This is a genomic window from Bacillus inaquosorum KCTC 13429 (genome assembly GCF_000332645.1).
Classification (GTDB): Bacteria; Bacillota; Bacilli; order Bacillales; family Bacillaceae; genus Bacillus; species Bacillus inaquosorum.
In genome coordinates this window covers 514637-527340 of record NZ_AMXN01000002.1, presented here as the reverse complement: position 1 = coordinate 527340, position 12704 = coordinate 514637, and the positions used below count along the sequence as shown (strand labels likewise).

At 46.3% G+C, this 12704-nt stretch carries 12 protein-coding genes; all 12 read left to right on the top strand.

From position 1 onward, the window contains the following. Positions 1-163 precede the first annotated feature (163 nt). On the top strand, positions 164-1654 hold the full coding sequence (araA, locus tag BSI_RS13885) for an L-arabinose isomerase (RefSeq protein ID WP_032731924.1): 1491 nt from the start codon (positions 164-166) through the stop codon (positions 1652-1654). Between the two features lie 15 nt (positions 1655-1669). After that, positions 1670-3355, top strand: coding sequence for a ribulokinase (gene araB, locus BSI_RS13890; RefSeq protein ID WP_003237719.1), 1686 nt, complete (start codon positions 1670-1672; stop codon positions 3353-3355). 13 nt (positions 3356-3368) lie between these two features. Next, the gene (gene araD / locus BSI_RS13895) at positions 3369-4058 is read left to right on the top strand and encodes an L-ribulose-5-phosphate 4-epimerase (protein ID WP_003237718.1); all 690 of its coding nucleotides are present in this window, start codon (positions 3369-3371) and stop codon (positions 4056-4058) included. Next, positions 4036-4854, top strand: a complete 819-nt coding sequence (gene araL / locus BSI_RS13900; RefSeq protein ID WP_080030812.1) for a sugar-phosphatase AraL — start codon at positions 4036-4038, stop codon at positions 4852-4854. The genes araD and araL overlap by 23 nt, the downstream gene beginning before the upstream one ends. Further along, entirely contained in the window at positions 4851-6035 is a 1185-nt protein-coding gene (gene egsA / locus BSI_RS13905) for a sn-glycerol-1-phosphate dehydrogenase (protein WP_003237714.1), read from the top strand. The genes araL and egsA overlap by 4 nt, the downstream gene beginning before the upstream one ends. Before the next feature lie 30 nt (positions 6036-6065). Next, complete coding sequence (gene araN / locus BSI_RS13910) at positions 6066-7367, top strand: arabinooligosaccharides ABC transporter substrate-binding protein AraN (RefSeq protein WP_003237712.1); 1302 nt, start codon at positions 6066-6068, stop codon at positions 7365-7367. 35 nt (positions 7368-7402) lie between these two features. After that, positions 7403-8344, top strand: a complete 942-nt coding sequence (araP, locus tag BSI_RS13915) for an arabinooligosaccharides ABC transporter permease AraP (protein ID WP_003237710.1) — start codon at positions 7403-7405, stop codon at positions 8342-8344. Beyond that, positions 8345-9190 carry an arabinooligosaccharides ABC transporter permease AraQ gene (araQ, locus tag BSI_RS13920; protein ID WP_003237708.1) on the top strand — a complete coding sequence of 282 codons (846 nt, stop codon included), beginning with the start codon at positions 8345-8347 and terminating at the stop codon, positions 9188-9190. A gap of 18 nt (positions 9191-9208) precedes the next feature. Continuing rightward, entirely contained in the window at positions 9209-10711 is a 1503-nt protein-coding gene (gene abfA, locus BSI_RS13925; protein ID WP_003237707.1) for an alpha-L-arabinofuranosidase AbfA, read from the top strand. Positions 10712-10862: 151 nt separating this feature from the next. Continuing rightward, positions 10863-11189 (top strand): PadR family transcriptional regulator, encoded by a 327-nt coding sequence (locus BSI_RS13930; RefSeq protein WP_019259126.1) that lies wholly within the window; start codon positions 10863-10865, stop codon positions 11187-11189. Next, positions 11186-11728, top strand: a complete 543-nt coding sequence (locus BSI_RS13935; protein ID WP_003237704.1) for an HAAS signaling domain-containing protein — start codon at positions 11186-11188, stop codon at positions 11726-11728. Before BSI_RS13930 ends, BSI_RS13935 begins: the two co-directional genes overlap by 4 nt. Further along, positions 11725-12618 (top strand): DUF4097 family beta strand repeat-containing protein, encoded by an 894-nt coding sequence (locus tag BSI_RS13940; RefSeq protein WP_003237702.1) that lies wholly within the window; start codon positions 11725-11727, stop codon positions 12616-12618. Before BSI_RS13935 ends, BSI_RS13940 begins: the two co-directional genes overlap by 4 nt. Positions 12619-12704 lie beyond the last annotated feature (86 nt).

Here is a 12704-nt window from a genome sequence, read left to right as displayed (position 1 = left end):
GCTGCGCCCGGCTTTTTTAAAAGAAAAGATTGACAGTATAATAGTCAATTATTATAATAAAATTGTTCGTACAAATTAATAGTTATTGATTTATTTTTCGTCATTAGTACGTATCTTTTTCGTGTTTGAAAGCGTTTTATTTTATGTGAAAGGGGCAGTTTACATGCTTCAGACAAAGGATTATGAATTCTGGTTTGTAACAGGAAGCCAGCACCTATACGGGGAAGAGACGCTGGAACTGGTGGATCAGCATGCGAAAAGCATTTGTGAGGGGCTCAGCGGGGTTTCTTCTAGATATAAAATCACGCATAAGCCCGTCGTCACTTCACCGGAAACCATCAGACAGCTGTTAAGGGAAGCGGAGTACAGTGAGACATGCGCCGGCATCATTACATGGATGCACACATTTTCTCCTGCAAAAATGTGGATAGAAGGCCTTTCCTCTTACCAAAAACCGCTTATGCATCTGCATACTCAATATAATCGCGATATCCCGTGGGGTACGATTGACATGGACTTTATGAACAGCAACCAATCCGCACATGGCGATCGTGAATACGGTTACATTAACTCGCGAATGGGTCTGAACCGGAAAGTCGTCGCCGGCTATTGGGATGATGAAGAAGTGAAGAAAGAGATTTCCCAGTGGATGGATACGGCGGCTGCATTAAATGAAAGCAGACATATTAAGGTTGCTAGATTCGGAGATAACATGCGTCACGTCGCGGTAACGGACGGAGACAAGGTGGGTGCGCATATTCAATTTGGCTGGCAGGTTGACGGATATGGCATCGGAGACCTTGTTGAAGTGATGAACCGTATTACGGACGACGAGGTTGACACACTCTATGCGGAGTATGACAGGCTTTATGTGATCAGTGAGGAAACAAAACGTGACGAAGCAAAAGTAGCGTCCATTAAGGAACAGGCGAAAATTGAACTTGGTTTAACTGCTTTTCTTGAACAAGGCGGATACACAGCTTTTACAACATCGTTTGAAGTGCTGCACGGAATGAAACAGCTGCCGGGACTTGCCGTTCAGCGCCTGATGGAGAAGGGCTACGGGTTCGCCGGCGAGGGAGATTGGAAGACAGCGGCTCTTGTGCGGATGATGAAAATCATGGCTGAAGGAAAAAGAACGTCCTTCATGGAAGATTATACGTATCATTTTGAACCGGGAAATGAAATGATTCTGGGCTCGCACATGCTTGAAGTGTGTCCGACTGTCGCTTTGGATCAGCCGAAAATCGAGGTTCATCCGCTATCTATTGGTGGCAAAGAGGATCCTGCGCGTTTTGTGTTTAACGGGATCAGCGGTACAGCCATTCAAGCTAGCCTTGTTGATATCGGCGGGCGTTTCCGCCTTGTTTTGAATGAGGTCAACGGCCAGGAAATTGAAAAAGAGATGCCGAATCTGCCTGTGGCCCGTGTTCTCTGGAAGCCGGAGCCGTCATTGAAAACAGCGGCGGAGGCATGGATTTTAGCCGGCGGCGCACACCATACCTGCTTGTCTTATGAACTGACTGCGGAGCAAATGCTCGATTGGGCGGAAATGGCGGGGATCGAAAGTGTTCTCATTTCCCGTGATACGACAATTCACAAGCTGAAACACGAATTAAAATGGAACGAGGCGCTTTACCGGCTTCAAAAGTAGAGAGGGGGATGTCACTTGGCTTACACAATAGGGGTTGATTTTGGAACTTTATCAGGAAGAGCGGTGCTCGTTCATGTCCAAACAGGGGAGGAACTGGCGGCTACTGTAAAAGAATACAGGCATGCTGTCATTGATACCGTCCTTCCAAAAACGGGTCAAAAGCTGCCGCGCGACTGGGCGCTGCAGCATCCGGCTGATTACCTCGAAGTTTTAGAAACAACCATTCCGTTGTTACTCGAACAGACGGGGGTTGAACCGAAAGACATTGTCGGGATCGGAATTGATTTTACGGCATGTACGATCCTGCCTGTTGACAGTGCAGGACAGCCGTTATGCATGCTGCCGGAATATGAAGAGGAGCCGCACAGCTATGTGAAGCTCTGGAAGCATCATGCGGCCCAAAAACATGCTGATCGGCTCAATCAAATCGCGGAGGAAGAAGGAGAAGCTTTTTTACAGCGGTACGGAGGCAAAATTTCCTCTGAATGGATGATTCCGAAGGTCATGCAGATTGCCGAAGAAGCGCCTCATATATATGAAGCGGCTGACCGGATCATCGAGGCAGCAGACTGGATCGTGTACCAGCTGTGCGGCTCGCTCAAGCGAAGCAACTGTACAGCGGGGTATAAAGCGATATGGAGTGAAAAAGCGGGATATCCGTCAGATGATTTCTTTGACAAATTAAATCCTTTAATGAAAACGATTACAAAAGACAAATTAGCAGGTTCTATTCATTCAGTAGGGGAAAGAGCCGGCGAATTGACAGAAAAAATGGCACAGCTCACAGGCCTTCTTCCGGGGACGGCTGTTGCGGTTGCCAATGTTGACGCGCATGTTTCGGTGCCGGCAGTCGGCATCACAGAGCCAGGGAAAATGCTGATGATTATGGGAACTTCAACGTGCCACGTTCTTTTGGGCGAAGAGGTGCATATCGTGCCTGGTATGTGCGGTGTCGTGGATAACGGGATTCTTCCCGGCTATGCGGGATATGAAGCCGGGCAGTCCTGTGTTGGCGATCATTTTGACTGGTTTGTGAAAACATGTGTCCCGCGAGCGTATCAAGAGGAAGCAGAGGAAAAAAACATTGGCATTCATGAACTGCTGAGCGAGAAGGCAAACCTTCAAACGCCGGGTGAAAGCGGTCTGCTTGCTTTGGATTGGTGGAATGGAAACCGTTCAACTCTTGTTGATGCTGATTTAACAGGAATGCTGCTTGGCATGACGCTGCTGACGAAGCCTGAAGAGATTTATAGAGCGCTAGTTGAAGCGACAGCTTACGGAACCCGGATGATTATCGAAACGTTCAAAGAAAGCGGGGTTCCGATTGAGGAGCTGTACGCAGCCGGCGGAATAGCTGAGAAAAACCCGTTTGTCATGCAGATTTATGCGGATGTGACAAACATGGACATTAAAATCTCTGGTTCCCCGCAAGCCCCTGCCTTAGGATCTGCCATTTTCGGCGCGCTTGCCGCAGGTAAAGAAAACGGCGGATACGACGACATCAAAGAGGCAGCGGCGCACATGGGAAAACTGAAAGATATTTCTTATTCGCCAAACGCCGAAAACGCTGCGGTGTATGAAAAATTATACGCTGAATATAAAGAGCTGGTTCACTATTTCGGAAAAGAAAACCATGTCATGAAGCGTCTGAAAACAATTAAAAATCTTCAATTTTCAACTGCCGCCAAAAAGAATTCATAAAGGGTGATAGAGCATGCTTGAAACATTAAAAAAAGAAGTGCTGGCTGCCAACCTGAAGCTTCAAGAGCATCAGCTGGTAACCTTTACATGGGGAAATGTCAGCGGCATCGACCGTGAAAAAGAAAGAATTGTTATCAAACCTAGCGGAGTCGAATACAGCGACCTGACAGCTGATGACTTGGTTGTTTTGAATCTTGAAGGAGAGGTCGTCGAAGGATCGCTCAAGCCTTCTTCAGATACACCTACTCATGTTTATTTGTACAAAGCCTTTCCGAACATCGGGGGAATTGTCCATACCCATTCTCAATGGGCGACTAGCTGGGCGCAATCGGGCAGAGATATACCGCCGTTAGGCACGACACATGCTGATTATTTTGACAGTGCGATTCCGTGTACAAGAGAAATGTACGATGAAGAAATCATTCATGACTACGAACTGAATACTGGAAAAGTCATAGCGGAAACCTTTCAGCAACATAACTACGAACAGGTGCCGGGTGTGCTCGTGAATAATCACGGCCCGTTCTGCTGGGGCACAGATGCCTTAAATGCCATTCATAACGCAGTTGTATTAGAAACGGTTGCGGAAATGGCCTATCACTCCATTATGCTGAACAAGGATGTAAACCCAATCAATACAGTCCTTCATGAAAAGCATTTTTATCGAAAACACGGAGCAAATGCGTATTATGGCCAGTCATGATTCCGTGGTGTCACCGGCCGGCATTCTGCTTGACTTGGACGGTACTGTTTTCAGAGGAAATGAGTTGATAGAAGGGGCAAGAGAAGCGATCCATACGCTTCGTGAAATGGGGAAAAAAATCGTTTTTCTGAGCAATCGGGGGAATATCTCCCGTGCCATGTGCAGAAAAAAACTTCTCGGCGCGGGGATTGATGCGGACGTAAATGACATTGTTCTCTCGTCAAGCGTGACAGCAGCTTTTCTGAAAAACCATTATCGTTTTTCAAAGGTGTGGGTGCTCGGAGAACAAGGCTTGGTTGACGAGCTGAGGCTGGCCGGCGTGCAGCAAGCGAAAGTACCGAAGGAAGCGGATTGGCTTGTGATCTCCCTTCACGAAACGCTTACGTACGAAGACCTAAATCAAGCCTTTCAAGCGGCCTCAGGCGGAGCTCGCATTATTGCTACGAACAAAGACCGCTCTTTTCCAAACGAAGACGGCAATGCCATCGATGTGGCCGGAATGATTGGGGCGATAGAGGCTTCCGCTCAAGCGAAGACTGAGCTTGTTGTCGGAAAGCCGTCATGGCTGATGGCGGAGGCTGCCTGTACAGCAATGGGGCTGTCCGCACATGAATGCATGATTATCGGGGACAGCATTGAATCAGACATTGCGATGGGGAAGCTTTATGGCATGAAAAGCGTCTTAGTGCTTACTGGTTCTGCGAAACCGGGTGAACAGCGTTTGTACTCACCGGATTACGTGCTGGAGTCCATTAAAGATGTAACCAAATTGGCTGAGGAGGGGATTCTGCTATGAATCATATCGCAGCTGACGTTCAGCGTGCTTTTGAACACGCCGGAGAAAAGACGTTTCCTATAGAAGTTGAAGAAATTGTTATCGATAAACAAGCAGCTGATCCGTTATTGGATTATGTCAAAAGAAAAAACGGTAAGCATATCGTTCTTGTCTGCGACTCGAATACACACCGCATTGCGGGAATTGATCTGGAAAACCGACTGAATCAAGAAGGATTTCAGGCCGAGTGCCTGATCATTCCGGAAAATGAAGCCGGAGATGTGACGGCTGATGAACGGTCGCTCATTCATGTCCTGGTCCATACGAAAAAAACAACGGATGTCATGATCGCTGTCGGTTCGGGTACGATTCATGATATCGTGCGCTTTGCAGCGTTTCAGAGGGATTTGCCGTTTATTTCTTATCCGACTGCTCCTTCTGTAGACGGATTTACATCAGCCGGGGCGCCTCTTATTTTATACGGTACGAAGACAACCATCCAAACGAAGGCTCCGTCCGCGCTGTTTGCTGATCTGGAACTATTAAAATCGGCACCCCAGTCAATGGTGGCGGCAGGATTTGGCGACATGCTCGGTAAAATAACGTCTTTAGCTGATTGGCAAATATCCCGCCATCTTGCCGGCGAGCCTTATTCGCCAGCGGGGGCTAAGCTCGTTCAGGAGGCGCTTGATGCCTGTATCGAACACACAGAAGACATTGCGATGAAAACGGAAACAGGCATACGGGTTTTAATGGAGTCTTTAATTGTATCTGGGCTTGTCATGCTGGCCTTAGATCATTCCCGTCCGGCATCAGGCGGAGAGCATCATATTTCACATTGGATTGAGATGGAATTAATGGAGAAAAAACGGCCTCAGATTCTTCATGGGGCAAAGGTGGGATGTGCCGCTGTTTTATTAACAGACACATACAGAAAGCTCGCTCTGGATGACGGGCTGAACGAATTTTCTCCGCACCGGCGCCAAGCCATTCAATCGGCTTATGAAACGCTCCCGGAAGGAGAAGTGCTGGCCGATTGGCTGAGATCAGCCGGAGGCCCTGCGTCTTTTGACGAAATCGGTGTCGGACAGGATTCCGTCAAGAATGCCTTTAGACACGCCCACACCTTAAGAGACCGCTGCACCGGATTAAGAATTATCAATGAAAACAAAACGCTGATCAATCATGGTCTATATGAATAGCCCGCACCTCGAATGGAAGGGGTAACGCAGATGAAAAAAATGACTGCCTGTTTTCTTGTGCTCATGATGCTGCTGACATTATTCATTGCTGGGTGTTCAGCAGAACGATCATCCGGGAAATCGGGTGAAACCGAGCTGACCTTTTGGACATTTAACGGACTTCATGAGCAGTTTTATGTAGAAATGGTGAAGGAATGGAACAAAAAATATCCTGACCGCAAAATTAAACTGAATACGGTCGTTTATCCATATGGGCAAATGCACGATAACTTGTCTATCTCCTTAATCGCGGGAGAAGGCGTCCCTGATATTGCCGATGTCGAATTGGCCCGTTTTTCAAACTTTTTGAAGGGCTCTGACATACCGCTTGCCGACCTGTCTCCGCTGATTGAAAAGGACCGCGATAAATTCGTAGAGGCGCGGCTTACCCTGTACAGCAAAAACGGCAAGCTTTATGGGCTGGATACTCATGTAGGGACGACAGTCATGTTTTATAACATGGATGTTATGAAAAAAGCCGGCGTCAATCCTGATGATATTAAAACGTGGGATGATTACCATAAAGCCGGGCAGAAAGTGCGCAAAGTGACCGGGAAGCCGATGGGAACGGTGGAAACAAATGATTCCGGAACGTTCTTATCCATGATTTCACAGCAAAACTCAGGCTATTTTGATAAAAACGGCAAGCTGATCCTCAATAACGACACCAACGTCAAAACACTTCAATATTTAAAAGACATGATCAATGATAAAACGATGATTCCTGCGCCGGGCGGGGGGCATCACAGTGAAGAATACTACGGCTTTATGAACCAAGGCGGAGCCGCTTCAGTCCTGATGCCGATTTGGTATATGGGAAGATTCATAGATTATATGCCTGACCTGAAAGGGAAGATTGCTATCCGGCCGCTCCCGGCATGGAAAGAGGGAGGCGACCGTTCGGCAGGTTTGGGCGGTACGGCAACTGTTGTGCCGAAGCAAGCTAAGCATGTTGAATTAGCAAAAGAGTTTTTGGCCTTTGCGAAGGGCTCTAAAGAAGGAAACAAAAAGCTCTGGAGCGTACTCGGGTTTGATCCGCTTCGCTGGGATGTATGGAGCTCCAAGGAATTAAAAGAGAAAAACAAATACACGGATTACTTCCAAAACGGAACAGGCATTTTTTCTGTGCTGCTCAATATCAAGGATGAAATCAATCCGATTTATTTACATGAGGATTTTGCCAAGGCTTCAGACCTTGTCAACAGAAGCGTACTGTTCGACGCACTTAAATCTCAGCAAAAAACGCCTAAACAAGCCTTGGACAGAGCGGCAGGTGAACTGAAACAGAAATAGAATCCCATTCAAAAAGTGAAAGCGGGGAGGTTCTCATGAAACCTGTGAAAACGGGAACGGTTCATCCCGTTCCTTCAGCTGCGAAACAATCAGGCTGGCGAGATCTATTTTATTCGAAAAAAGCGGCGCCCTATCTGTTTACAGCGCCATTCGTTCTATCCTTTCTCGTATTTTTTCTATACCCCATCATTAGCGTCTTCATCATGAGCTTTCAAAGAATATTGCCGGGAGAGGTGACGTTTGTCGGATTGTCAAATTACACTGCGCTAAACAATCCGACGTTCTATACCGCCCTTTGGAATACGCTGAAGTACACCTTTTGGACGCTGATTGTGCTGATTCCTGTCCCATTGCTTCTGGCCATATTCCTGAATTCAAAGCTGGTCAAATTCAGAAATATATTCAAATCAGCGCTATTCATTCCGGCATTGACCTCTACCATAGTGGCGGGGATCATTTTTCGGCTGATCTTCGGAGAAATGGAAACGTCGCTGGCCAATTCCATCTTACTCAAACTCGGCTTTTCACCTCAGAACTGGATGAACAACGAACATACCGGCATGTTTCTGATGGTGCTGCTTGCTTCGTGGAGATGGATGGGAATCAACATTCTTTACTTTTTGGCCGGCCTGCAAAATGTGCCGAAAGAGCTATACGAAGCCGCTGATATAGACGGCGCGAATACGATGAAAAAATTTATGCACATCACACTGCCGTTTCTCAAGCCTGTAACCGTATATGTGCTGACCATCAGCATCATCGGCGGATTCAGGATGTTTGAGGAAAGCTACGTCCTTTGGCAAAATAATTCCCCGGGTAATATCGGTCTGACGCTTGTCGGATATTTGTATCAGCAGGGGCTTGCTTACAATGAAATGGGATACGGAGCGGCCATCGGCATTGTGCTTTTGATTGTGATCCTTGTTGTCAGCCTGATTTCATTAAAGCTGTCAGGCTCGTTTAAGGGGGAGGGATAAATGTTGCGGCACAGTCCTCAGTTTAGCGTTTACAGAATCGCGCTGACCCTGTTTTTTATTATGCTGAGCCTATTGTATATTTTTCCGATTTTCTGTTTGCTTTTAGGATCATTAAAGCCGTCATCTGAGCTTTTGCGTGTGGGGCTGAATCTTGACATTGATCCTAAAGTGATGAGTCTTGATAATTATACATTTCTGTTTAACGGCGGCAGCATTTATTTCAAATGGTTTTTTAACAGTCTTGTGCTTGGGCTTTTCACGACCGTGCTCACTCTGTTTTTTTCTTCGATGATCGGGTACGGGCTTGCGGTTTATGATTTTAAGGGCAGAAGTATCATCTTTGTTCTTGTGCTGATTATTATGATGGTTCCGCTTGAAGTGATGATGCTTCCTTTGTTTAAGCTTACTGTCGGGCTGCACTTGATTGATTCGTATACAGGTGTCATATTGCCGTTCATCGTTTCACCTGTTGCTGTTTTCTTTTTCAGGCAATATGCGCTCGGTCTGCCAAGGGATCTGCTGGACTCTGCAAGGATGGACGGCTGTACGGAATTCGGAATTTTTTTCAGGATTATGGCGCCGCTGATGAAACCGGCTTTCGGCGCGATGATTATCCTCCAGTCCTTAAACAGCTGGAACAACTTCTTATGGCCGCTGATTGTGCTTCGGTCGAAAGAAATGTTTACGCTTCCAATTGGGCTGTCCAGCTTGCTGAGCCCTTATGGCAACAACTATGACATGCTTATATCCGGCTCAGTATTTGCGATTTTGCCGGTCATTATCATTTTCTTGTTTTTCCAAAAGTACTTTATCTCCGGCCTGACGGTAGGGGGAGTCAAAGGTTAATGAAGGAGGAAACGTGTGATGAAAAAAGCGCGAATGATTGTAGACAAAGAATATAAAATCGGTGAAGTAGACAAACGGATTTACGGCTCGTTTATCGAACATATGGGGCGTGCGGTATATGAAGGCATATATGAGCCTGATCATCCTGAAGCGGATGAAGACGGGTTTAGAAAGGATGTGCAGTCGCTGATCAAAGAATTGCAGGTTCCGATTATCCGCTATCCGGGCGGAAACTTTTTATCCGGATACAACTGGGAGGACGGAGTCGGGCCTGTCGAAAACCGCCCGAGACGGCTTGACTTGGCATGGCAAACGACAGAAACCAATGAAGTGGGAACAAATGAATTTTTATCTTGGGCAAAAAAGGTGAACACTGAGGTCAATATGGCGGTCAACCTCGGCACAAGAGGCATAGATGCCGCCCGAAATCTCGTTGAATACTGCAACCACCCGAAGGGCTCTTACTGGAGTGATTTAAGAAGATCGCATGGCTATGAACAGCCGTACGGCATCAAGACATGGTGCCTTGGAAACGAGATGGACGGCCCATGGCAGATCGGCCACAAAACAGCTGACGAATACGGACGGCTTGCCGCAGAGACGGCAAAGGTCATGAAGTGGGTTGACCCATCAATTGAACTTGTTGCCTGCGGCAGCTCAAACAGCGGCATGCCGACCTTTATTGATTGGGAAGCGAAGGTGCTGGAGCATACGTACGAGCATGTCGACTATATATCTCTCCATACGTATTACGGAAACCGGGATAACAATCTGCCAAACTACTTGGCTCGTTCCATGGATCTGGATCATTTTATTAAATCTGTCGCTGCAACCTGTGACTATGTAAAAGCAAAAACACGCAGCAAGAAAACAATCAATCTCTCTCTGGATGAATGGAACGTCTGGTATCACTCAAATGAGGCTGATAAAAAAGTCGAGCCGTGGATTACTGCGCGTCCGATTTTAGAGGATATTTATAATTTTGAAGATGCCTTATTGGTCGGCTCTCTGCTCATTACAATGCTGCAGCACGCAGACCGTGTGAAAATCGCGTGTCTTGCACAGCTTGTAAATGTCATCGCGCCGATCATGACAGAAAAAGGCGGGGAAGCATGGAGACAGCCGATTTTCTATCCGTACATGCATGCCTCTGTTTACGGAAGGGGCGAGTCACTGAAACCGCTTATTTCTTCGCCGAAGTACGACTGCTCAGATTTTACTGATGTGCCATATGTTGATGCCGCTGTTGTGTACGCCGAAGAGGAAGAAACACTCACCGTTTTTGCGGTAAATAAAGCTGAGGACCAGATGGAGACGGAGATTTCGCTCAGAGGTTTTGAATCCTATCAAATCGCAGAGCACATCGTACTCGAGCATCAGGATATCAAAGCGACAAACCAGCATAACAGAAAAAATGTCGTCCCGCATTCCAACGGAACATCGTCTGTCAGCGAAAACGGCGTAACCGCCCATTTCACGCCGCTTTCCTGGAATGTGATCCGCCTGAAAAAACAGTCATAAGAGAAACAAAACCGGAGAGCTCTCTCCGGTTTTTCTTTTTTTCTTAGTAGATATGGTTCAGTACCTTGTAATGTTCAGTAGTAGATGTTACCATATGGGTAAGTGGTGGAAAATGTAAACAAAATTGACGAGCCGCAGGGAGGATTTTATGATGAATGCTCAATTTAAAAAGGGAGCATTAGAGCTATGTGTGCTTGTATTAATATCCGAAAAAGACCAATACGGATATGAGCTATCTCAAAACATTTCCAGGTACATGGCGATTGCTGAAGGCACCTTATATCCTCTTCTCAGAAGACTGACGAAAGAAGAGTATTTAGAAACATATATGGCGCCGTCTTCCGAAGGGCCTGCCAGAAAATATTACACGATGTCAAAGCTTGGTTTCATGCGAATGAAACTGCTGCTGGCAGAATGGGATCAGTTCACAGCATCTGTCAATCAAATCATTGATACGGCAAGGGGAGGAGAACGATGAATCAAGAACTGTTTTTGCAGGAGTTGAGTAAAGCGTTAAAGCCGCTTTCAGAAAAAGAGCGGAATGAGGTCTTATTTGATTTTGAAGAACATATTACCGAAGGGATCAAAGAAGGCAGGCCAGAAGCGGACATCATCAGGGAACTCGGCTCCCCAAAACAAATTGCAAAGGAATTGATGCAAGATGTCACGGAAGAGCAGCGCCCTAAAAAGAACCTCTTTCACATGGCATGTTCAGCAGCAGCGATAAGCTTCTTAAATATGATTTTCGTGCTGGGACCGGCTATTGGCATTTTAGGAGTGTACGTGGGATTATGCGGGGCGGCGCTTGCACTTTCTGTGTCACCGATCATTTTTGTCGGCATGGTGATGTTTCAAATGAATACGCACATGATGCTGGAGTTTTTTTTATCACTCGTGTTTGGGAGTCTGGGGCTGCTCCTGTGTATAGGGCTGTGGCACTTAGGCAAGCTGCTGTATGGCATGAGTTTACGATATATCAGATATAATCTAAAGCTGGTGACGGGGGCGCAGACATGAAAAAGATCATAATAGGATTGATCGCAGTATTTGCAGTCGGGGTAATCGGAGCTGTCATCTCTGCAGCTGCCTCGGATTTTACAAAAGATGAGGTGAAAGCTGCCGAAACATATGATGCTTCAGATATTAAGAAAATTAAGGTAACAACGACCTCCATGAATACAGAGGTCAAAAGCGGGCAAACGGATGATATTCAGGTAGCTGCTGAAGGAAAAGTCAGCGATAAAAGCAAAAAGCTGTTCGATGTGAGCCAGGATGGAAAATCATTAAAAATCAATCAAAAAGTACGCGAGAATATCATCTCTTTTATACCGTGGGGCAGCGAAAAGGATATGAAAATCACAATCACTATTCCGGAAAAGAAGTATGATGAGATAACCGTAACGACAACCTCTGGCGATATTCTGATAGAAAATGCGCAAACGGATCAATCAGCTGCTGACTCTACATCAGGAAATATTGAGGTGAAGCATACACGCATCAAAAACGAGCTAACGTTAAAAACAACAAGCGGAGATATCCAAGCTGACCAAAATTCATTCGGCCAAGGTGAGGTAAAGACAACAAGCGGATCAATAAAAAGCAGCGACACATCAGCTGAAAAGGTGAACTATAAGACAACCTCCGGGGATATTGATCTTCTTCAGGATAATCAGAACGAAGAAATCGACATCGTCACTACGAGCGGAAGTGTGTCCGTAGAATATCAGAAAGAACCTGCATCCTTGGCAGTGGATTTTCAGGCTGACTCCGGTGATGCCTCGGTCAATCTCGATCAAATCCTGTATAAAGAAAAATCAGAGCACCGTATTGTAGGTTATGTAGGTGATAGCGGGATCTCTAACCATTTAAAAGTTCGTACAACATCTGGAGATATTGAACTAAACTAACTGTCTCAAGCCGGCCCATTCCAGCCGGCTTTTTTGTATAGGAAAAAATGACCGCTTTTCACTATGAAATTGTGATATATTTATGA